Raw genomic sequence first — 20,553 nt, 5'->3', positions numbered from 1 at the left:
CTTTGTCTAAAACTTAGTGGGCGACGTATAGAGTATTATTAATTTATTTAATTTGTTTTTAAAAATTAAATGTGTATAAATTTATGATTATTTGCACGAGAAAAAATTTTTTAATATAAGCTATTGAATTTAAATTATTTTAAAAAAAAGCACTTGTGGGTAAGTTGTGCATAATGTTGTTAATAGTTTAATTAAGCTATCTTAGGTAAAGTGATGCACTTTGCATTTATAACTTTAAAAACGCAAAGTGCTTACTGACTTTTACTTATTTAAGTGTTTTTCTCAGCTTTTGTATGGCTCGAATTTGTGCCACAGCCCTTGCTAACTCAGCTGCTGCTAAAGCGTAATTTAATTCCGTATTTTTACCAGCCATTGCTTCTTCAGCTCGAGCTTTTGCTGCGAGTGCCGCTGTTTCATCTAGGTTTTCTGCTCGCTCAACGACATCTGCCAAAACAGAAACATGATAAGGTTGAATTTCCAGCATACCTCCGGAAACATAATAGATTTCCTGCTCACCGCCTGGATGTGTGACTCTAATTTCACCAGGTTTTAATACAGTAAACAAAGGCGCATGCCCAGGTGATACACCTATTTCACCTAATTCGCCAGTAGCCACAACCATTTCAACAGGGCCTGAAAAAATCTCTTGTTCTGCGCTGACAATATCCAAACGAGTTGTATTTGGCATTTTATCTTGCCTCATAATGTTTTTGCTTTAGCTACGGCTTCTTCAATACTGCCAACCATATAGAAGGCTTGTTCAGGTAAATCATCATATTCACCAGCAAGAATACCTTGGAAGCCTTTAATAGTATCTTTTAGTGCAACATATTTACCTGGAGAGCCCGTAAATACTTCAGCAACGAAAAATGGTTGTGATAAAAAGCGTTGAATTTTACGCGCTCGAGTAACAACCCGTTTATCTTCTTCAGATAACTCATCCATACCTAAAATAGCAATGATATCTTTTAATTCTTTATATCGTTGTAGAGTCTGCTGGACACGACGAGCTGTATCATAATGTTCTTGCCCTACAATAAGTGGGTCAAGTTGGCGTGATGTAGAATCAAGTGGATCCACAGCAGGATAAATACCTAATTCAGCAATTTGACGCGATAATACAACTGTTGCATCTAAGTGAGCAAATGTAGTCGCAGGCGATGGATCAGTTAAGTCATCTGCAGGTACATATACCGCTTGTATTGATGTAATTGAGCCAGTTTTTGTAGAGGTAATACGTTCTTGTAACATACCCATTTCTTCAGCTAAAGTAGGTTGATAGCCCACAGCAGAAGGCATGCGGCCAAGTAATGCTGAAACTTCAACACCCGCTAAAGTATATCGGTAGATGTTATCAATGAACAGAAGCACGTCTCGACCTTCATCACGGAATTTTTCAGCCATGGTTAAACCAGTTAAAGCAACTCGTAGGCGGTTTCCAGGCGGCTCATTCATCTGGCCATAAACAAGCGATACTTTATCAAGTACATTTGAATCTTTCATTTCGTGATAAAAATCGTTTCCTTCCCGAGTCCGCTCGCCAACGCCAGCAAACACCGAATAACCGCTATGCTCAATAGCGATATTACGGATTAATTCCATCATATTTACAGTTTTACCAACACCAGCACCACCAAAGAGACCTACTTTACCACCTTTAGCAAATGGACATAGTAAATCAATAACTTTAATACCTGTTTCTAATAGCTCTTGGCTACCAGCTTGCTCTTCATAACTTGGTGCTTTACGGTGTATTGGCCAGAGTTCTTCAGCTTCAACTGGACCCTTTTCATCTATGGGGCGCCCTAGAACATCCATGATTCGGCCTAAGGTTTTCTTTCCAACTGGTACTTGGATTGGTTTCCCGGAATTAGTAGCACGTATACCTCGCTTAAGCCCGTCAGTTGAGCCCATAGCAATCGTACGAACAACACCATCACCTAACTGCTGCTGTACCTCAAGTACTAATTCATTATCCAATTGCAGCGCATCATTAACTTTGGGAACGTTATCACGATCAAATTCAACGTCTACTACCGCACCAATTATCTCAACTACCGTACCTAAACTCATAAAATTACCCTCTTATAAAGCGGATGCACCACCGACAATTTCTGCTAACTCTTGCGTAATGGCAGCTTGCCGGGCTTTGTTATAAGCCAATTGGAACTGTTTAATTAATTCACCAGCGTTGTCAGTTGCACTTTTCATAGCAATCATTTTTGCTGCTTGCTCACAAGCGATATTTTCTACAACAGCTTGATAAGCCTGTAATTCAATATAGCGTTCCAATAAAGCATCTAATAATTCTTTTGCATCGGGTTCATAAATATAATCCCAATAATGTCCTAGGTCTTGACTATCTTCTTCTGCCACTGGAAGAGGAAGTAGTTGTTTAATGAGAGGCTTTTGGGTCATTGTATTAATGAACTCATTATATACAATATGTAAAGCATCAATCTGACCATCGTAGAAAGCATCTAGCATTACTTTAACGACACCAATTAAATCCTTCACACCAGGTTTATCACCTAAATGATCAGCTGTGGCAATAATATTACCACCTACGCGCTTGAAAAAAGCTTGCCCTTTACGACCTATGATACACAAATCTACTTCTTTATTCTCAGTTTGCCACTGACGCATTATTCGCACAGTTTCACGCAATAAATTAGCATTTAAACCACCAACTAAGCCTCTATCCGAAGTAACAACAATTAAACCTACGCGCTTAATCTCTCGAGCCGTCATAAAAGGATGGCGATATTCAGAATTGGCTCGCGCAATATGTTTCACAACTTCGTATATTTTAGTGGCATAAGGTTTAGATGCACGCATTCTATCTTGCGTTTTACGCATTTTACTTGCTGCAACCATTTCCATCGCCCGAGTAATTTTTTGCGTATTTTTTGTACTTGCAATTTTCGAACGAATTTCTTTTGCTCCAGGCATATATCACCTTAATTTATTTGTCGGATATTAAACCAACTACACGCTTACTTTCACTTACCAACTGCCTGTACGTTTGAACTCCTCGACAGCCTTGCTCATTTCCGCTTCAATGTCATTATCGTAAGCCCCACTTTCATTAATCTTATTCATTAATGAGGCATAAGAAGAATGCATAAATGCTCGTAGAGCAGTTTCAAAGCTACCAATTTCAGTAGTCGGAATATCGTCTAAGTAACCTTTTTCAACTACAAACAAAGAAACACTCATATCAGCTACAGACAAAGGAGAATATTGCTTCTGTTTCATTATTTCTGTAATTCGTTGGCCTCGTTCTAGCTGTTTGCGTGTTGCATCATCTAAATCAGAAGCAAATTGTGAAAACGCTTCTAGCTCACGGAACTGTGCCAATGCTAAACGAGTACCGCCACCCAGTTTTTTCATAATTTTAGTCTGAGCTGCACCACCAACTCGCGATACTGAAAGACCAGAGTTAATTGCTGGACGAACACCTGAGTTAAATAAATCGACATCTAAAAATATTTGACCATCCGTAATAGAAATAACGTTAGTCGGTACGAAAGCCGATACGTCACCTGCTTGCGTTTCAATAATAGGTAAGGCAGTAAGCGAACCAGTCTTGCCTTTTACTTCACCATTTGTCAAGCGTTCAACCTCTGTAGCATTGATGCGCGCTGCACGCTCAAGTAACCTTGAATGTAGATAAAAAATATCCCCAGGATAAGCTTCACGGCCAGGTGGGCGTCTTAAAAGTAAAGAAATTTGCCGATAAGCCCAAGCTTGTTTAGTTAAATCATCATAAACAATTAAGGCATCTTCACCGCGCTCCATAAAGTATTCACCCATAGCGCAGCCAGCATAAGGAGCAATAAATTGTAATGCAGCAGAATCTGCAGCACTCGCTACAACAACAATGGTATGTTCCATTGCGCCATGTTCTTCAAGCTTACGTACCGTATTAGCGATAGAAGAAGCTTTTTGGCCAACAGCAACATAAATACATTTAATGCCTGTGCCTTTTTGATTAATAATCGCATCAATAGCAATAGCTGACTTACCCGTCTGTCTATCACCAATAATCAATTCCCGCTGCCCACGGCCAACAGGAATCATGGCGTCGATGGCTTTTAAACCAGTTTGTACTGGTTGATCAACTGACTGGCGAGAAATAACACCAGGCGCTACTTTTTCAATAGGGGACATTCTTTTAGCGTTAATCGGTCCTTTTCCATCAATAGGATTACCTAATGCATCGACAACCCGGCCTAATAAAGCCTCTCCAACTGGAACTTCAAGGATCCGGCCTGTACATTTACCTTTTTGGCCTTCTGATAAACTTGAAGCATCTCCTAAGACCACAGCACCCACCGAATCCCGCTCTAAATTAAGCGCTAATCCATAAATACCGTCAGGGAATTCTATCATTTCACCCTGCATTACATCGGCTAGACCATGAAGGCGAACAATGCCATCTCTTAAACTTACAATTGTACCTTCATTTCTTGCTTCTGAGACAACATTAAATTGTTCAATTTTCTGTCTAATTAGTTCGCTAATTTCAGATGGGTTTAATGCAACTTGTTCTGACATGAAATCTATCCTCTTAATTTATGCGGCCAAACTGGTGCTAAGTTTTTCTAATTTGCCACGAACTGAGCCATCTATTACTAAGTCGCCAGCTTGAATTACAGCACCACCAATAAGTGTTTTATCAATAGTAATTTGCAAAGTTACCTTACGTTGTAGGCGTTTACTTAGTGAATCAATCAATTTTAGCTGCTGATTTTGAGACAATTCTGAATAGCTAATTACATTTACTGTAAGCGTTTTTTCTTGTTCCGCACGCATTGCCTCAAACATATTAAAAATATCAGGCAAAGCCTTTAGACGTTTATTCTCTGCTAACAGAGTAATAAAATTTTTCAGATAAGCAGCATCTTCAGACTCAACTTGACCTACAGTAGTGATCAGCAATTCAATATGCTGCTCTATTGTTGATGCGGGATTATCAATGAAATTTGCTGCATTTTCGTCTAATATCGATAAGGCTAAACTACGCAAATATTCTGACCAGCGCTGTAATTTTCCAGCATTAAACGCATATTCAAAAACAGCTTTGGCATAAGGCCTAGCAATCGTTACGCTCTCAGACATGATGTCAAATCTCTTTATCTAAATTTCAAATCTCTTCAATTAAACTATCTAGCAATTGATTATTTATTTTTTCATCAATTTTGCGCTGAAGGATAACTTCTGCTCCTGCTACAGCTAGTTCGGCTACTTGTTTACGTAAATTTTCTCTAGCATGATTTATTTCTTGCTGTAGCTTTTCATGCGCTATCTTAGCTTGACGATTTGCCTCTTGTTTAGCATCTTCTTTGGCTTCCTCAACCAGCTGTGCAGCCCGTTTAGTCGCCTTCTCAATGATATCTGAAGCTTGAGCTTTAGCATGCTTTATTTCATCTTTAACACGAAATTGTGCTAACTCTAGCTCTTTGCGACCTCGCTCGGCCGCAGCAAGACCGTCTGCAATTTTATTTTGGCGTTCTTCCATAGCCTTTGCCAAAGGAGGCCAAACAAATTTCATCGTAAACCAAACAAATACTGCAAATACCAGCATTTGTATAATCAGTGTAAAATTAATATCCAACGCAGTCTCCCCCGTAACTTTTAAAACGCAAAGGCGCTTCTTGTTATCAAGAACCTAAATTACTTAGGAAAGGGTTAGCAAAAGTAAAGAACAAGGCAATACCTACACCGATCATTGTTACTGCATCAAGTAAACCTGCAACAATAAACATTTTTACTTGTAACATAGGAACCATTTCTGGTTGACGTGCGGAACCTTCAAGAAATTTACCTCCTAAAAGGCCAAAACCTATCGCTGTACCTAAGGCACCAAGACCAATTAGTAATGCGACTGCAATAACAGTCATACCTTGAACTTGCGCGATTAAATTTGCAGCTTGCATATAAATCCCCTTAAATGAACAATAAAATTAAAACGAACTAATGATCTTCATGAGCTAAACTAAGATAAACAATTGTTAAGACCATAAAGATAAATGCTTGTAATGTAATAACCAATATATGAAAAATCGACCAGCCAAGTGATAATAAAAATTGGGCTATACTTAATGTCGCCGTACCTACTATAGATGACTCCGCTGTCACATTAAGCGTTAGCAAAGCAATTAAAATAAAAATTAATTCACCGGCATATAAATTACCAAATAATCGTAATGCCAAAGAGATAGGTTTAGCAATTAAACCTACTAATTCTAATAACATATTAAATGGAATAAACAAAGGATGATTAAAAGGTTGTAAAGTTAATTCTTTTGCAAACCCTTTTAAGCCTTTAATTTTAATACTGTAAAAAATGATTAACAAAAATACTGATAATGCTAAGGCAAGTGTTAAGTTTAAATCATTAGTAGGTACCACTTTTAGATAATGAATTCCTACTGATTGTGCCATAAGGGGTAAGATATCCACAGGCACAATATCCATAAAATTCATTAAGAAAACCCAAGTAAAAATCGTTAATGCCAATGGACCAATTAGCTTATTTTTGCCATGGAAGCAGTCTTTTACCTGATTATCAGCGAATTCAAGCATCAGTTCAGCGAAATTTTGTAATTTACCCGGAACACCCGTTGTAATTTTACGAGCGCCAAAATACAAAAGGCCTAATACGATAAATCCTAAAACCACAGAGAAAAATACCGTATCAAGGTTTATAGTCCAAAAACCACCGGACGAGCCTAGACTCATCGTTTTTAGATCATAAGTCAGGTAGGTTAAGTGGTGCTTAATATAATTTGTACTTGATACCATTTCAGTCACTTTCGGGCCTATTCTGTTTACTATCAACCAGTAGTGGAGAAAACCAGTGCGTCATCACTACAACTATATATGTTAAAAAAAATGCCAGAGGAGTTACCTCAAAAAATATAAAAATCAAGGTAAATAGTACAATTGATGATATTATTTTTAGAAATTCCCCCAGATAGAAACTTCTAACTATTTGCCTTGCTGCTCTCGCCCCATGGTATTTAAATAATTTTTTTGCAAATATCATTGAAGGCAAAAAAGCGACTAAACCCCCTAAAAATGCAGAAAGGGCTGCCTGCTTTCCTAAAGCTACGAGCAATCCTAATGCAATCAGAGCCCAAACTGTTAGCTGAACTAACAGTAAGCGCCTAATTTGGCTCAGACTTTGATCATCTTTCACTTAGCGTACCTACCTTTCAGGCGCGGATTATAAAGTAATCAATTTGGATAAGCAACGCCAATTTCTAATTTCGCTAATCTTTACTATAACTTATTACCTACTTACCTGAGAATTTGGTAAATTAAAAGCAAATTGCCTATATTTAAATTGAGGTTGTTTTTTTATTGTCATTGAAATTAATAACTTTATTCACTCTATAGCCATTATAGAATGGATAGTAAGTTCGTTTAGAGTTTCAACTTTAAATTAATCTCATGATAGGAATAAGTTATGTCTGAGAAGCAACAAGGTACAGCGTACAGCATGCGCGAAAAAATGCACAATCGTTACGGTGATAGTATATATCATAAACACAATAAAAACCACCTGCCTTACCGTAAACATTCTAGAACCTATCCCATAAGAAGTGAAGAACACTTAAATGAAGAGGATACTCATGAAAACCTTACGAACCTTAAAGGCACAATTAAATTAAGAAAAATACGCAAACGACTGGATAAAGGTCGTTACCATTGATAAAGTTAACCTTAACCTCCCAGGTTAGCCACTTCCTGGTTTGGGTCGGTTGCACTGTGGCCTTTTTAAATAGGCCACAGACCTTAACCGGCAGGCGCTTCACTTAAATTTAAATAACGCATTAGCTTTACAACCCGCACAACACCTTGAGTATGTTTCGCTAAATTTAAAACGCGCTCTGCTTGCTTAGGTCTAACATCTCCCATTACATAAACGATATTATCGACGGTAACAATTTTAAAGTCATTAGGGTCAATTTGGGCATCTGCAAATATTTGGCTTCTTATCTTCGCTGTAAGCCAAGCATCCGTAAGATCATTTGCTGGTGCCGAATAAAGAGCAACTTGAAAAAATAATTCCCGGTATCCCCTTAATGACTGCAAGCGTGCTTTAGTTAGATCGCGCAATTTTCTATTAGGCAAATGGCCCGCTAATAAAATATCGCCTTTAAATACAGCTAAATCCAGATAGCAACCCTCTTGTTTTAATAGACGATCTTGAAATAGAGTCTGATTGGCTTGTAAAGCAAGTTGATAATCATAAATTTTTTTATAAATATTATGCCTGTCATAAACGAGCGTAGCGCCGGTCCATAAACTACCTATACAGCCAGTTAACAATGAAATAGTCGAAACGATAAATAAATAAAACCCACATCGATGCATACTTAGCAAATCCCTTATCTTAAAGCATTAGTTAACTGAGGTGAGTTTAATATACAAATAATCAATGCTGGTTAGACGACTAGTAAAACTTTATTTTGCACATACGCTACATTCCTATAGGGCTTAAATCAAATAGATTAGCTCCGTGCTAAAACTTGTTTTATGATATTAAGATCATATAAATTAATTAATATAGCGAAATACTTTAACTACCTTACGAACGCCTTCCACATGCCTTGCCACGTCTACAGCTAATTCAGCTTGCTCATGAGTTACTATTCCCATTAAATAAACAACTGAATTTTCAGTCACTACTCTTATAGATCCCGATTCTAAACCTTTTCGACTAAGCATATAACTTCGAACTTGACCTGTAATAAAAATATCTTTTGTTCTTTGTTTTAAAGGCAGCGGTTCGCCGATAGTTAATTCATTGTATACGCGGCGGACAGCGGGTGTATTTTGAGCTATTTTTTCAGCGCTAACTCGTAAGGATGAATAAGGCGTTTGGCCAACTAATAAGACAATTTGATTGAAACTAACAACGCCTATGTGTGAGCTGTTAAAACGAGCATTATCAATAATAGCTTTATGTATTGAGTGAAATATTCGCAGGTCACTTTCTATTGATTTTAATGACCGGCGATCATAAACAATCACACCTGCAGCAGCCCCTGCTACCACAGCAGCCACACAACTACAAAGTAGACTACTAATTAATAAATAAACTACAGCACGGCACTTCATAGTTACTCCAACATTTGCCCAAATAAAGACTGGTCAATTAAGTCACAAAAGCAATGTAATATAAATAAATGAATTTGACGAATTAAAGCTGCATTGTCTGCAACAACGCGAATTTCAATATCCTCGGGGCCTAAATGATTAGCTAAAACGCCACCATCTCGACCATTTAAAGCAATAGTGTCCATACCGCGATCATTAGCCGCATTGATTGCATTGAGAATACTATCTGCATTACCTGAGGTTGAGATAACCAGCAAAATATCCCCTTCTTGACCTAAAGCTTGAATTTGGCGCGCAAAAACATGCTCATAATGACTGTCATTTGCTATCGCGGTAACAGACGAGGTATCCCCTGTTAAGGCAAATACTGGTAATGCTGGGCGTTCTACTGCGAAGTGATGGAGCATAGCAACCGAGAAGTGATGACAATTAGCAGCAGATCCACCATTTCCACATAATAATATTTTGCCATCGTTTAATAAACAGTTAACTAAACGAGCGCCAGCTTTCGCTATTAGTGCTGATAAAGAGTCAGCAGCAGAAATCTGGTTTTCGATACTTATACCAAAGAGTTGTTTAACCCTTTCTTCCATTTGCGACATAACTAATAATTCCAGGTTCTTTGAATCAAATTTGACATTTTATTTTTCTACCCGACAAAGCTTATATTTCATCGATATAATTATCTTTAGGAAGTTATATCAAATTTATTATTTATCTTTTCTGAGCAAAATGTAACTTAAATAAATATAAAACACTAGTTTAAGAGGAAAGCCAACCACTTAAAAGGCTTCTTTAAGCCATTGAAGTTTTTCATGATCAATCCCGATTACATCAAACCGAACCGGATATTTATCCCCCCAGTTTTTTGTTAAAATAAAATGATTAGCAGTTTTTATAATTTTATTTTTTTTAGCTGTTGTAATACTTGCAAAAGGTCCACCAAATAAAGCAGAACTGCGCGCTCTTACTTCAATAAATACTACATATTCCCTATCTTTCATAATTAAATCTATTTCACCCCAACGGCATTGATAGTTACTTGTAAGCAATACTAACCCTTGTTTAAGAAGATAGTTACAAGCTTGTTTCTCTGCCGCTAAACCTAGCTTTTTTGACATACATTTTCACTTAACTGTAATTTTTAGTTATTTTCATGCAACCATGTTTATAAAGTTGTCTCAATTCAACACACGTGAAATTTACCGATTTAGTCTAATAATAGTCTTCTATGTTTAAAAACTAAGAATTCTGGTAGCATACGAAAATCCAAATCGTACGAACGCAATAGGATAAACGATGGATAATGCTTCAGCAACCGCCCTTGGCATACTCTATATTGTAGCAACGCCTATAGGTAACTTAGACGATATTAGTCAGCGAGCTATTAACACCTTAAAACAGGTCGATACCATTTTAGCTGAAGATACGCGCCACTCCCTACCTTTGTTAACAGCACTTGGTATCAATAAACCCATATGGTCTTTTCATGCTCATAACGAACATGAAAAAAGTGAAATTATTCTTGATGCTCTAAAAATGGGTCAAAATTTTGCTTTAATTAGTGATGCTGGTACGCCCTTAATTAGTGATCCAGGTTTTCTATTAGTTAAGTTAGCTAGAAAGGCTAATATACGAATAATTCCTATTCCAGGCCCCTGTGCTTTAGTTACGGCTCTTTGTGCTGCAGGCGTTCCATGTGATAACTTTTTATTTGTTGGTTTCTTACCCGCTAAGCAGCAAGCTCGCCTAACAAAAATAAAATCCTTATCACAAAGTGAATATACTGTTGTGCTCTATGAATCAACTCATAGAATACTTGAGTGTATCAATACTGTTCTTGACGTGTACGGTTGTGATTATGAGTTTGTACTAGCTAAAGAGCTTACTAAAACCTTTGAACGTTTTATTTATGCTAATGGCAATATTATTAAAGCTTGGTTAGATGAAAACACAGCTCACGTTAAAGGCGAGTTTGTTATTATTTTGCCTGCAAAACCTTTACTTAAGTCAGATGAGGAAGATAAAAAGCTATTAACTATTTTACTTAAGGAGCTGCCTTTAAAGCAAGCAGTTAAAATCGCCAGCTTACTCTCCTCAACGGCCAAAAATGATTTATATAAATTAGCACTTGATTTACAAACTAGGTAACATAGCGACAACTTAAATATTATTTTGAACAATTCGTTATGACACTATGAATAGTCTAAGGCCTAAGCAAATTATTTATCTAATATTTACTATAATTTACTTATAACAATTAACTAAACTATAAACCTATGCCTCTGATAAAAAAAACTTGTTTTATGCTTGTTTTTTTATTAGTTTTCTTACCCTTTGTAGGTTACTCATTAGGCGGCCTCTATAATTTTCTGCCTACTTTTATACTTTTTATTATTGTGCCTCTTATTGATTATTTAGTACAAGATTATTCCAACCCTGATGATAAGCAAGAACAATTACTGAAGAAAGAGAGGTATTTTAAAGCTATTACGTTAATTTATGTCCCGGTACAAATTATTTTTCTATCAGCAGCAATTTATATTGTGAGTAGTAATACATTACTTTGGTATGAGTGGCTAGGTTTTTGCCTTTCAATTGGCGCCTTAACAGGTGGCGTAGGTATTAATTTAGCGCATGAACTCGTTCATAAAAATAACCCAATAGAACAATTCGCGGGTAAGATATTATTAACTATGGTGTTTTACGGACACTTCATGATTGAACATGTTCGTGGCCACCATATTTGGGTCTGCACGCCTCATGATGCTGTTACAGCCAAACTTGGCGAAAGTTTTTATCAATTTTTACCTAGAGCAGTTGTAGACTCTTTTCTTTCTGCTTTAAAAATTGAGAAAAAAAGGCTTGCAAGAAATCAGCAATCTTTTTACAGTTATCATAACCAGTTTTGGTGGATTATTTTTTCACCTTTAGCAATAAGTGCCATTTGCTATCTATTAGGTGGCTGGTCTGCTTTCCTATTTTTTATAGGACAAGCGCTTGTAGCTATTTTTATACTAGAGACGGTTAATTATATCGAGCATTATGGGTTAGAAAGACAAAAACTAGCTAATGGCCAATATGAGAAAGTTTCTTCTCACCATTCTTGGAATGCTAACCATTGGTTAAGCAACGTTATACTGTTTCAATTACAACGTCATGCCGATCATCATTTAAATGGCGCAAAACCTTACCAAATTTTAAAGCATATTGACGAAAGCCCCCAATTACCTTCAGGCTACTTAGGTATGATTTTTTTAGCTTTAATTCCACCACTTTGGCATAAGGTAATGGATAAAAGAGTCTTAGAGTATAGAGCTAAACTCCCTATTAAGCTTAATTTAGAGATAGATAAATAAATTAATTTTCCTTAGTGGGATGAGTGCACACTAAAAAATCAAAGGTTTTTAATCTGCTAACGAACAAACATTATCCCGTAAACGAAAATCCTCTGTTAAATACCGTCTTCTTGCCATACAGAAATCATCTTCATAACACATGTCATCTGGAAGCCAATAAACTGATTGCAAATATAACAACTTAACTAATTTTTGCATTATTAGCTATACTAAATAACAAACCATTAAATTATGATCAAATTATGCACAGTATTTTTAGTGAACCAAATATACCCGTGTTAATAGAAGAAAAATTACGTGATGAACCCAATGGATTGCATGTGCTTAGTTCACTCAAAGGAATCTCTATTTTTAAATATAAAGGTGTACTTTATGAAGTAGTAAAGAATTTAAATTCAGGATCTTTTGGGCGTGTCGATCTCTTAATAGATATAATGGATAAAGATAAAAAAAAATACGTCTTAAAAACAATGAAGGTTGCTGCACCTAGCCCTTCATATAAAAATCTGCTTAAAACAGCTTCTGAAAGTGATTTGTTAAAAAAAGAAGAAGAAGAGATAAAAAGTCCCCAAAGTGAACCTATGCCAAGAAAAGTGAATCAATTTAATTTCACACCAGAGGAAATTGAAAGGAAAGCACATTGCGAGCTCAAAGTTTTACAACATCTTGAACGCACTTCGATGCAAGAAGTTGTTCAAATGGAAAAAATTGAAAATGACCATCGAGAATATATCCATTTTTATATTCTTATGGATTATTGTGGCACCCCTCTTTCCGATATTATTCAGGATAAGGAAAGCCGGAAAAAGTATTCTTTATCAGAAGTAGATTATCTTGATATCGCAATCACTCTTTGTGAAGATTTACAAAAATTGCATCAGCCAGAAAAAAATTATCCAGGCAATTTTCATGGCGACTTAAAGCCTAGCAATATTTTAGTATTAAAGCAGCCTAATGGTCAGTTTAGAGCATATTTGGTCGACTTCGGTAATACATCAAAGATTGAACAAAGGGAAGTAGTTACCTCTTCTGAAACTGTCTGGAAAGTTAAAGGGACTGATACGATTATTAATGATGAAAATATGGCACAGTATCTTAATGGAGAATTTGAACTTATTGAAGAAACCAGTCAAATCTGTGAGGTGCGCCTACAAGCTGAATTTCCTCGAGCTGGAACTAAAGGCTATGCAGAGGCAAAGTATGCGTCACGATCAACACAAGCCTCTGAGATTTACGAATTAGGAGTGACTTTAGCAGAATTATTCGCCTTTGGAAAAGTAGAAATAGATGACTATTATAATCAACCTAAATTTGTATTTTATAAACAAAGTCCAGCCCCCGAAGAGAAAGCTATTTATGATTTAGTGGAGGAGATGGTGTCAGATGAAACAAAAAGACCTAGTTTAACCAAAGTAATAGCAACATTAAGACAGCAAAAAGCTGAACTGTTAGCTCTCTCAGTATCTAACCAAACCAGTAAATTAGACCTGTAAATTTCCTGAAGCATTCTATTGAAAATAGAGGATAACTTTTCTTACTAAGAAGTATTAGCTAATTCAACATAAAAATTAACTAATATCTTTATGTCGAACTAATAACGAGTAAGATTAAGTAAGAATAAATTAAGCCTTACCTATAATTCTAAGCTGGACAACAACTTAAGAAAGAATTATTAATATGCTCATCTTCCTCAGGCTCTTTTGCTATCCTATCTCCTAATTCAGGATTATCTCCTTTGACTGTCAGCACTTTCGCTTGTGGCTTATTTGTCTTATGCTTCTCATAAGCATCCCAAAGCTTATAAGTAAGATAAACAGCAGTTAACACTAAGGCAGCTTCCCAGCAAATAGCAAAAGTAGCAATCATAAGTCCAGGTAAAATTGCATTTTTAACCATGGTTAATATAAATTCTTGTCGTGCCTCATGATATTCCTTTAGAGCTAAAGCTATATTCTCTTTATTGGCATTATCCACTTCTGCCTGAGTAAGCCGCAATTTCTTATCCTTATACTGGCTGTAAGCAGGCGCAGATAAATACATTGCAACGGCGATAGTACAAACAGCATAGGCTACCGGTATCAATACAGGAAACCCCACGATCATTGATGCACTAAATCCTGCAGCCAATAACAATGCTGCTGCAGCATTGAATAAATAAGTTGAGCTATTTACTTGCCAACTTAGCTCAAGTTCCTTTTGCTGTTCTCTAATTAAATCGCAATGCTTCTTTAACTTAAAAATTTCAGTTTTATCAGTAGCGTCTACTAATAACTGCTCATAGTGTTTAAGCTCTTCTTGATACTCTGATTTCTTTAGTAAATACTCTTGTTCAGCAAGATGATGCCGCCAAAGCAATAATGCAAAGTCAAACATCAGAAAACCTGCTGTAATCCAGCCTGCTGCGGTAGCAGAAATGTGAAAAAATTCGGCATAATTTGTTATACCGTTGACCGTTCCCCACACAATATCATTTAAAAATTCAGCATGCCGTTTAGATACCTCTTTACTAAAACGCTCCCATCTACTTAGATTTTTCTCAGCCTCGGTAGGCGAAAAAGTGTGTTTCAGCACTATACCAGCATTAATAATAAAACGAGCAGCAAAGAAACCCACACTTAATGCCCGAAAAATGTCATTAGGTTTTTCAAGTTGTTTAACTATATTATCGGCATCAATTGGTTTATTTATCCATTTACTCAATTGCTCTAACCAATGAGTATTTTTAGCTAAATGTTGAAAAGAATTAGTTAGGGTTAAACGACAAAATGTCCAATATATCCGATACATATTTAAGAGGCCGACTTCACTGCGCAATTTAGAGGCATGCTTAATGCTTGTAGCAAGATCTTTTAGATCGTCTCCAACTTTCTGACTTAGTTCCTTAATAAAGCTAGCACTAACAGCCTGTTTATTACTTGAATTTTCTCGGTATTTCTCTAACTCTAGCCAAATTCGCTTACGTAAATCGCTATACTCAGCAACTTTGGCAGGTTGATCATAGCCTCGATAATACGCTTCAAGCATTGAACAACAGTAATAGCAATAAAGCCAGAATTCTTCCTGCTTGTCTTTATTTCTACTTAAACTAGCATAAAGTTGACTAAATTCCTGTTCAATAAGCGCTTTATTAGCGGATAAAAATTGAAAGCTTTTTTCTTTTACTCGCATCTCAGTCATTTCAACTGAGTTAGCTGGTGCATTTTGAAAAAAACTATATTTATCATCGCGAAAAGCTTTATATTGTGTTGAAAAAGGCATAATTTAGTCCAAACAAAAAAAGTACAAGAAGGTTAAAAAATACAAACTTAACATTCTTTTAACTACCAGACAATCATTTTTTGTATCTTTTTTCTTCATTTTGCCTTATAGATAACAGCAAGTCTAAGAGTGAATTAATTAACCAATAATTGAATTAGGTGATTGATAAATAAAAGATTATTTTCTTCTATTTACCTATGCAAAAACTAGAAAAAATTTTCCCAAGTAGATCATCTGAAGTAAATTCACCTGTAATTTCACATAAGCATTGGTGAGCTAGTCGCAAATCTTCAGCCAATAATTCGCCCGCCCGAGTCTCAATTAATTGTTGTTGCCCAATTAACAAGAATTCTTTTGCTCTATCTAAAGCATCTAAATGCCTTCTACGCGCTAGAAATTGACCTTCTGCTGGTTGGAAACCAACTACTGACTTAATTTTACTGATTAAGAGATCAATACCTGCGCCTGACTTAGCCGATAAATAAATAGCATCATCTACTTGTTTAACTGGTTGGCGTATAGTATCAATTTTATTAAAAACCTTAATTAGAGGAACGCCCACTGGAAGGCGAGCTGAAATTGTCTTATTAAGCTCATTATCTTGCTTATTCTGATTAACATCTATCATTAATAATACACAATCAGCTTGGCTAACTTCTTTCCAAGCACGTCTAATGCCTTCTTGCTCAACTATATCCTTACTTTCTCTTAAACCTGCAGTATCAATAAGATGAACGGGTAAATCATCTAATAAAATATATTCACGCATTACATCACGTGTAGTTCCAGCTACTTCTGTTACAATTGCTACTTCGTGACCGGCTAAACGATTAATTAGTGTTGACTTACCTACATTTGGCTTTCCCGCAATGACGATGGATAATCCTTCGCGTAACATTGCACCTTGCGAAGCGTTTTGTCTTAAGCCTGTAAGGCTTACTATAATCTCATTAAGCAAAGAGCCAACTTTACCATCACTTAAAAAATCAATTTCCTCTTCCGGAAAGTCAATCGCAGCTTCAACATAAAGACGCAAATTGATAATTTTTTCACTAAGCTTATTTATTTTTTGCGAAAACTCACCTTGCAGTGATCGTAGAGCTAGGCGCGCAGCTGTTAATGAGCTAGCATGGACTAAATCTGCAATTGCTTCAGCTTGGGTTAAATCAATTTTTTCATTTAAAAAAGCCCGCTCTGAAAACTCACCGGGCTTAGCAAGGCGTGCACCATAAGAAATACCCTGCTGTACTAAATAATCTAAAATAAGAGGTGCACCATGACCTTGTAATTCTATTACATCCTCACCCGTAAAAGAATGTGGCGCTCTAAAATAAATAACAATACCTTGATCGATCAATTTGTTTTTCTTATCGAAAAAGTTAGTATAGATAGCCTTGCGTGGTTTAATAGTTGTTTGCTTCGTTAACTTAAGAGCAATGGAGTAAGCTAATGGCCCGGAGAGCCTCACTATACCCACTCCACCACGTCCAGGTGGAGTAGCTATAGCAATAATTGTATCCTGAAAACTACTCATTTTGCTGTCATAAGCTGCTTCTTAGAGGTAGGTTGATTATCACTGTATTTACGTGTGATATACCATTGTTGCAGAATAGACAAAGTATTATTCACAATCCAGTACAATACTAAACCAGCTGGAAAATTCCAGAATAATGCAGTAAACACAATAGGTAACAACATCATTATTTTAGCCTGTGTTGGGTCAGGCAGGGCTGGATTTAAACGCTGTTGTATTAACATAGTAGCGCCCATAATGATGGGCAAGACATGATAAGGATCAGCTGTCGCTAAATCTTTAATCCATAGGATAAATGGCGCTTGCCTTAATTCAACACTCTCTAATAAAACCCAATATAAGGCGATAAATACAGGAATTTGTACTAAGATAGGTAAACAGCCACCAAAGGGATTTACTTTTTCTTGTTTATAGAGCTCCATTGTCGCTTGGCTAATTTTTGCTTTATCATCACCATATCGCTCGCGTAATGCCTGCAACTTTGGTTGTAATTTACGCATATTTGCCATGGATTTGTAACTTGTGGCAGACAGTTTAAAAAAGGCAAGCTTAATAAGTACCGTTACAAGTATAATAGACCATCCCCAATTACCCACTACAGAGTGAATGGCTTTCATAATTGAGAATAAAGCGGAGGATACAAACCATAGCCAACCGTAATCTACTGTCAAATCTAAACCGGGCGCTATAGCGCTTAAAGTACTAGTAGTTTCCGGCCCAATATATAATTTAGAGCCTACTGCCTTTTTCTCACCTGGCTTAACAGTTAAAGGCTGACTGATTGCACCAATTGTATAATCATTATTAGCGCTGCGCGTATAAATTAGATTTTTACTATTTGGCTGCGGTACCCATGCGCTAAGAAAATAGTGTTGCTGCATTGCTATCCAGCCACCTGTTACATCAACATTCAGATTTGCTTTCGCCATATCTTTAAAGCTTACCTTCTTATAACGACTATGTTCTGGATTTGAATAGGAAGCACCAGTATAAGAACCAATATGAAATAAGCTGGATTGATCCTCATTTGGTAAAGTACGGACCAATTGTGTATTCATGTAGCCTTGCCAATCTTGCTGACTTTTATTTAAAATTTGGTAGTTAATTTCAATTAAATAACTTCCAGAAGTAAAAATAAAGTTTTTGGTTACTTCTAAGCCTGTATCAGTTTGCCCTGTTAAAGTTACTACTAATTGTTTCTGCTTAGGATCAAGAAAATAGCTTTGTTTAGGTGAGTTATAGTTTATTTTAAGTTTTTCAACGTTACCATTTGTATTGACAACGAGGCTACTATTCGCTGTATAGCGCTCATTAGGCTTGTCATACAGTAATGTTATCGGTGTTTGGCGCTCTTCTACACTTACTGGATAATCTAAAAGCTTAGCCTGGGTAATATCACCAAAATTTTTATTAATTGAAACGGAGAGTACATCAGTCTTAACTTGAATAGGTTGAGAAGCCGAATAATTTTGTTGCGTATTTGTAATTTGGCTTACCTGATTTAGGTTATTGGTTTGATTGCTATCAACATTGGGTAATAAACTATTTTGAGCATTTTTATTAACGTTACTAGAAGAAGTTACTGTCGTAGCAGGCTTAGTAGGGTAATCTTGCTGCCAAGCAGACCACAAAGAATAAATAACTAGCGCAAGCGCTGAATATAATACAACTCGTCGAATATCCATCAAGATTTCTCTTCATTATGTAACACAGGATCGTAACCTCCTGCTGACCAGGGATGGCAACGGAGTAAACGACAACACATTAACTTTATACCTTTAAAAACACCAAAATGATGAATTGCTGATAAGGCGTATTCAGAACAACTAGGATAATATCGGCACCTTGGCCCTAACACAGGGCGAATAACTAACCGATAAACGATTATTGGAAAACTAGTCAATTGACGTAGAAAGTATTTAATTTTTTCCATGCATTACCTAAATGTGCAATAATTAATTTATTTTCTACTTTTCCTGCCCCATGTCTTGCTAAAAAAACGATATCTACTGCAGGTAAATCTTGCGTGCGAAAATTTTCACGCACTAAACGCTTCAGTCTATTTCGTTGATACGCCTTTGCTATTTTCTTTTTTGACAAGATAAGCCCTAATCTTGCATAGCCTAAGGAATTTTGTCGATATAAAACTATAAATTCCGGGGTTATAATTTTATTGGCTTGAGCAAACACGTAATCATAATCACTTTTTGTGATTAAGCGTCGTTTTTTGTCAAAACCATACACTAAGCTGATAAACGCTTACGGCCTTTTGCACGTCGACGCTTTAATATTAAGCGACCACTTCGGGTTGCCATACGTTGACGAAATCCATGATCACGCTTGCGTTTTAGCTTACTAGGCTGATATGTACGCTTCATTTGAGACCTACTTAAATTAATTTAAAGGTGGGCAATGATAGAAAAATTTACAAGTTCTGTCAAACCATCTAAATCAACAAACTATTGATTTATTAATTCGAAATTAAAGTACTTATCTACTTTGGGAGAAAGGTAATCTTATGGGTTTTAAAGAAAATATTTTAAAAAGGCCTAACAGTTAAGTCTGTAATAATAATTAAATCTTAAATATTTATATTTTTTTTATTATTAGCACAAAGAAAGTGGTGCATAACTTTTAAAATCTATAATTATACAACCACTTATACTAAATATAGATCTGTTAAGACAGAGTGTGTTTCCTGCTTAATAGTTTAATATTCTTTTTATACTTTATAAGAATGACCTTAACTATACACAACATTTGCCCTGCTAAACTTATTTCTTGTTAACATTATATTAGCAATCTTTTAAATTCTAATTGGCTTAATTATGAACATCTTTGATTCACCCAATAATTATAATAATAATATAAGTATTTAAATTTGTTATGATTATTAAGCAGCGATTTTCTGTTAATAGTTTTTAAAGTTCCTTGAAAAACAAATGCTTAACTTGATTTAAACTTGGTGATATTTAGTTTGTAAGTCGTTATTTCTTTATTTAATAAAAACAAATTTTCATTGTTATTGATCCAATTTTGCTAATTGTCCCCATGATTAGTTAACTTTTTAAATGGTTTTTATGGGATATATTCTACTTTTATAAACAGATAACTATGATTGCTGATTAAATAAAGAGGTTTAGCTGTTTATTTACCACAGGAGAGGTATTAGAGTTCTTGCCTAACCTGCATCTTTTACTTTATTGCTGTGTTACAAAGGTTTTTTATATTAAAACTGCTATTCTCTCCCTACTAATGACTAGGCTT

The 20,553-nt window shown here is 35.9% G+C and carries 24 protein-coding genes; 4 read left to right on the top strand and 20 right to left on the bottom strand.

Translation table 11 applies throughout. The features are described 5' to 3' along the window. Positions 1-265: 265 nt before the first annotated feature. The 9 genes from ACQUW5_RS08995 to ACQUW5_RS08955 are packed head-to-tail and all read right to left on the bottom strand — an operon-like array spanning position 266 to position 7,207. Positions 266-688 carry a F0F1 ATP synthase subunit epsilon gene (locus tag ACQUW5_RS08995; RefSeq protein ID WP_444990901.1) on the bottom strand — a complete coding sequence of 141 codons (423 nt, stop codon included), beginning with the start codon at positions 686-688 and terminating at the stop codon, positions 266-268. An 11-nt stretch (positions 689-699) separates the two neighbouring features. Further along, positions 700-2,073 (bottom strand): F0F1 ATP synthase subunit beta, encoded by a 1,374-nt coding sequence (atpD, locus tag ACQUW5_RS08990; protein WP_444990900.1) that lies wholly within the window; start codon positions 2,071-2,073, stop codon positions 700-702. Positions 2,074-2,085: 12 nt separating this feature from the next. Beyond that, positions 2,086-2,952, bottom strand: a complete 867-nt coding sequence (gene atpG, locus ACQUW5_RS08985; RefSeq protein WP_444990899.1) for a F0F1 ATP synthase subunit gamma — start codon at positions 2,950-2,952, stop codon at positions 2,086-2,088. A gap of 54 nt (positions 2,953-3,006) precedes the next feature. Further along, positions 3,007-4,560 carry a F0F1 ATP synthase subunit alpha gene (gene atpA, locus ACQUW5_RS08980; RefSeq protein ID WP_444990898.1) on the bottom strand — a complete coding sequence of 518 codons (1,554 nt, stop codon included), beginning with the start codon at positions 4,558-4,560 and terminating at the stop codon, positions 3,007-3,009. An 18-nt stretch (positions 4,561-4,578) separates the two neighbouring features. Continuing rightward, complete coding sequence (locus ACQUW5_RS08975) at positions 4,579-5,124, bottom strand: F0F1 ATP synthase subunit delta (protein ID WP_444990897.1); 546 nt, start codon at positions 5,122-5,124, stop codon at positions 4,579-4,581. A 25-nt stretch (positions 5,125-5,149) separates the two neighbouring features. Further along, positions 5,150-5,620, bottom strand: a complete 471-nt coding sequence (locus ACQUW5_RS08970) for a F0F1 ATP synthase subunit B (RefSeq protein WP_444990896.1) — start codon at positions 5,618-5,620, stop codon at positions 5,150-5,152. Positions 5,621-5,666: 46 nt separating this feature from the next. After that, positions 5,667-5,942 carry a F0F1 ATP synthase subunit C gene (atpE, locus tag ACQUW5_RS08965; protein WP_028385819.1) on the bottom strand — a complete coding sequence of 92 codons (276 nt, stop codon included), beginning with the start codon at positions 5,940-5,942 and terminating at the stop codon, positions 5,667-5,669. A gap of 37 nt (positions 5,943-5,979) precedes the next feature. Then, positions 5,980-6,810: a F0F1 ATP synthase subunit A gene (gene atpB, locus ACQUW5_RS08960; protein WP_444990895.1), complete on the bottom strand. Its 831-nt coding sequence runs from the start codon at positions 6,808-6,810 to the stop codon at positions 5,980-5,982. A 1-nt stretch (position 6,811) separates the two neighbouring features. Beyond that, positions 6,812-7,207: an ATP synthase subunit I gene (locus tag ACQUW5_RS08955; RefSeq protein WP_444990894.1), complete on the bottom strand. Its 396-nt coding sequence runs from the start codon at positions 7,205-7,207 to the stop codon at positions 6,812-6,814. 270 nt (positions 7,208-7,477) lie between these two features. On the opposite strand from ACQUW5_RS08955, the gene ACQUW5_RS08950 reads away from it, so the two are divergent. Then, positions 7,478-7,723 carry a hypothetical protein gene (locus ACQUW5_RS08950; RefSeq protein ID WP_444990893.1) on the top strand — a complete coding sequence of 82 codons (246 nt, stop codon included), beginning with the start codon at positions 7,478-7,480 and terminating at the stop codon, positions 7,721-7,723. Between the two features lie 83 nt (positions 7,724-7,806). Here ACQUW5_RS08950 and ACQUW5_RS08945 read toward each other — a convergent pair whose 3' ends face one another. The 4 genes from ACQUW5_RS08945 to ACQUW5_RS08930 form a co-directional block, all read right to left on the bottom strand. Next, positions 7,807-8,388 carry a BON domain-containing protein gene (locus ACQUW5_RS08945; protein WP_444990892.1) on the bottom strand — a complete coding sequence of 194 codons (582 nt, stop codon included), beginning with the start codon at positions 8,386-8,388 and terminating at the stop codon, positions 7,807-7,809. A gap of 183 nt (positions 8,389-8,571) precedes the next feature. Continuing rightward, complete coding sequence (locus ACQUW5_RS08940; protein ID WP_444990891.1) at positions 8,572-9,135, bottom strand: BON domain-containing protein; 564 nt, start codon at positions 9,133-9,135, stop codon at positions 8,572-8,574. Between the two features lie 2 nt (positions 9,136-9,137). Further along, positions 9,138-9,737 carry a D-sedoheptulose-7-phosphate isomerase gene (locus tag ACQUW5_RS08935; protein ID WP_444990890.1) on the bottom strand — a complete coding sequence of 200 codons (600 nt, stop codon included), beginning with the start codon at positions 9,735-9,737 and terminating at the stop codon, positions 9,138-9,140. A 180-nt stretch (positions 9,738-9,917) separates the two neighbouring features. Then, positions 9,918-10,256: a YraN family protein gene (locus tag ACQUW5_RS08930; RefSeq protein ID WP_444990889.1), complete on the bottom strand. Its 339-nt coding sequence runs from the start codon at positions 10,254-10,256 to the stop codon at positions 9,918-9,920. Positions 10,257-10,434: 178 nt separating this feature from the next. Between ACQUW5_RS08930 and rsmI the strand changes: the two genes are divergently transcribed. Continuing rightward, positions 10,435-11,286 carry a 16S rRNA (cytidine(1402)-2'-O)-methyltransferase gene (gene rsmI / locus ACQUW5_RS08925; RefSeq protein WP_444990888.1) on the top strand — a complete coding sequence of 284 codons (852 nt, stop codon included), beginning with the start codon at positions 10,435-10,437 and terminating at the stop codon, positions 11,284-11,286. Between the two features lie 155 nt (positions 11,287-11,441). Further along, positions 11,442-12,494, top strand: coding sequence for an alkane 1-monooxygenase (locus ACQUW5_RS08920; protein WP_444990887.1), 1,053 nt, complete (start codon positions 11,442-11,444; stop codon positions 12,492-12,494). A gap of 48 nt (positions 12,495-12,542) precedes the next feature. On the opposite strand, the gene ACQUW5_RS08915 is transcribed toward ACQUW5_RS08920, so the two are convergent. Then, positions 12,543-12,692 (bottom strand): hypothetical protein, encoded by a 150-nt coding sequence (locus ACQUW5_RS08915; protein WP_444990886.1) that lies wholly within the window; start codon positions 12,690-12,692, stop codon positions 12,543-12,545. Between the two features lie 44 nt (positions 12,693-12,736). On the opposite strand from ACQUW5_RS08915, the gene ACQUW5_RS08910 reads away from it, so the two are divergent. After that, positions 12,737-13,987 (top strand): protein kinase domain-containing protein, encoded by a 1,251-nt coding sequence (locus ACQUW5_RS08910; protein WP_444990885.1) that lies wholly within the window; start codon positions 12,737-12,739, stop codon positions 13,985-13,987. Between the two features lie 148 nt (positions 13,988-14,135). Here ACQUW5_RS08910 and ACQUW5_RS08905 read toward each other — a convergent pair whose 3' ends face one another. From ACQUW5_RS08905 to rpmH, 6 genes are all read right to left on the bottom strand, one after another. Continuing rightward, on the bottom strand, positions 14,136-15,752 hold the full coding sequence (locus ACQUW5_RS08905; RefSeq protein ID WP_444990884.1) for a hypothetical protein: 1,617 nt from the start codon (positions 15,750-15,752) through the stop codon (positions 14,136-14,138). A gap of 187 nt (positions 15,753-15,939) precedes the next feature. Next, a complete protein-coding gene (gene mnmE, locus ACQUW5_RS08900; protein WP_444990883.1) occupies positions 15,940-17,286 on the bottom strand; it encodes a tRNA uridine-5-carboxymethylaminomethyl(34) synthesis GTPase MnmE in 1,347 nt (448 codons plus the stop codon). After that, positions 17,283-18,971 carry a membrane protein insertase YidC gene (gene yidC / locus ACQUW5_RS08895; protein WP_444990882.1) on the bottom strand — a complete coding sequence of 563 codons (1,689 nt, stop codon included), beginning with the start codon at positions 18,969-18,971 and terminating at the stop codon, positions 17,283-17,285. The genes mnmE and yidC overlap by 4 nt, the downstream gene beginning before the upstream one ends. Then, complete coding sequence (yidD, locus tag ACQUW5_RS08890; protein WP_444990881.1) at positions 18,971-19,219, bottom strand: membrane protein insertion efficiency factor YidD; 249 nt, start codon at positions 19,217-19,219, stop codon at positions 18,971-18,973. The genes yidC and yidD overlap by 1 nt, the downstream gene beginning before the upstream one ends. After that, positions 19,186-19,530, bottom strand: coding sequence for a ribonuclease P protein component (gene rnpA / locus ACQUW5_RS08885; RefSeq protein WP_444990880.1), 345 nt, complete (start codon positions 19,528-19,530; stop codon positions 19,186-19,188). The genes yidD and rnpA overlap by 34 nt, the downstream gene beginning before the upstream one ends. Continuing rightward, the gene (gene rpmH / locus ACQUW5_RS08880; RefSeq protein WP_444990879.1) at positions 19,530-19,664 is read right to left on the bottom strand and encodes a 50S ribosomal protein L34; all 135 of its coding nucleotides are present in this window, start codon (positions 19,662-19,664) and stop codon (positions 19,530-19,532) included. Before rpmH ends, rnpA begins: the two co-directional genes overlap by 1 nt. Positions 19,665-20,553: the final 889 nt, after the last annotated feature.

This window comes from Legionella pelazae, assembly GCF_052527395.1.
Note: the sequence above shows the minus strand (reverse complement) of the source record. Positions and strands in the feature narration are given on the sequence as shown.

What these genes read in the sequence shown, in the direction of transcription:
- ACQUW5_RS08995 (WP_444990901.1), bottom strand. Translation starts at nt 688, where the DNA reads ATGCCAAATACAACTCGTTTGGATATTGTCAGCGCAGAACAAGAGATT.
- atpD (WP_444990900.1), bottom strand. Translation starts at nt 2,073, where the DNA reads ATGAGTTTAGGTACGGTAGTTGAGATAATTGGTGCGGTAGTAGACGTT.
- atpG (WP_444990899.1), bottom strand. Translation starts at nt 2,952, where the DNA reads ATGCCTGGAGCAAAAGAAATTCGTTCGAAAATTGCAAGTACAAAAAAT.
- atpA (WP_444990898.1), bottom strand. Translation starts at nt 4,560, where the DNA reads ATGTCAGAACAAGTTGCATTAAACCCATCTGAAATTAGCGAACTAATT.
- ACQUW5_RS08975 (WP_444990897.1), bottom strand. Translation starts at nt 5,124, where the DNA reads ATGTCTGAGAGCGTAACGATTGCTAGGCCTTATGCCAAAGCTGTTTTT.
- atpE (WP_028385819.1), bottom strand. Translation starts at nt 5,942, where the DNA reads ATGCAAGCTGCAAATTTAATCGCGCAAGTTCAAGGTATGACTGTTATT.
- atpB (WP_444990895.1), bottom strand. Translation starts at nt 6,810, where the DNA reads ATGGTATCAAGTACAAATTATATTAAGCACCACTTAACCTACCTGACT.
- ACQUW5_RS08950 (WP_444990893.1), top strand. Translation starts at nt 7,478, where the DNA reads ATGTCTGAGAAGCAACAAGGTACAGCGTACAGCATGCGCGAAAAAATG.
- ACQUW5_RS08945 (WP_444990892.1), bottom strand. Translation starts at nt 8,388, where the DNA reads ATGCATCGATGTGGGTTTTATTTATTTATCGTTTCGACTATTTCATTG.
- ACQUW5_RS08940 (WP_444990891.1), bottom strand. Translation starts at nt 9,135, where the DNA reads ATGAAGTGCCGTGCTGTAGTTTATTTATTAATTAGTAGTCTACTTTGT.
- ACQUW5_RS08935 (WP_444990890.1), bottom strand. Translation starts at nt 9,737, where the DNA reads ATGTCGCAAATGGAAGAAAGGGTTAAACAACTCTTTGGTATAAGTATC.
- ACQUW5_RS08930 (WP_444990889.1), bottom strand. Translation starts at nt 10,256, where the DNA reads ATGTCAAAAAAGCTAGGTTTAGCGGCAGAGAAACAAGCTTGTAACTAT.
- rsmI (WP_444990888.1), top strand. Translation starts at nt 10,435, where the DNA reads ATGGATAATGCTTCAGCAACCGCCCTTGGCATACTCTATATTGTAGCA.
- ACQUW5_RS08920 (WP_444990887.1), top strand. Translation starts at nt 11,442, where the DNA reads ATGCTTGTTTTTTTATTAGTTTTCTTACCCTTTGTAGGTTACTCATTA.
- ACQUW5_RS08915 (WP_444990886.1), bottom strand. Translation starts at nt 12,692, where the DNA reads ATGCAAAAATTAGTTAAGTTGTTATATTTGCAATCAGTTTATTGGCTT.
- ACQUW5_RS08910 (WP_444990885.1), top strand. Translation starts at nt 12,737, where the DNA reads ATGCACAGTATTTTTAGTGAACCAAATATACCCGTGTTAATAGAAGAA.
- ACQUW5_RS08905 (WP_444990884.1), bottom strand. Translation starts at nt 15,752, where the DNA reads ATGCCTTTTTCAACACAATATAAAGCTTTTCGCGATGATAAATATAGT.
- mnmE (WP_444990883.1), bottom strand. Translation starts at nt 17,286, where the DNA reads ATGAGTAGTTTTCAGGATACAATTATTGCTATAGCTACTCCACCTGGA.
- yidC (WP_444990882.1), bottom strand. Translation starts at nt 18,971, where the DNA reads ATGGATATTCGACGAGTTGTATTATATTCAGCGCTTGCGCTAGTTATT.
- yidD (WP_444990881.1), bottom strand. Translation starts at nt 19,219, where the DNA reads ATGGAAAAAATTAAATACTTTCTACGTCAATTGACTAGTTTTCCAATA.
- rpmH (WP_444990879.1), bottom strand. Translation starts at nt 19,664, where the DNA reads ATGAAGCGTACATATCAGCCTAGTAAGCTAAAACGCAAGCGTGATCAT.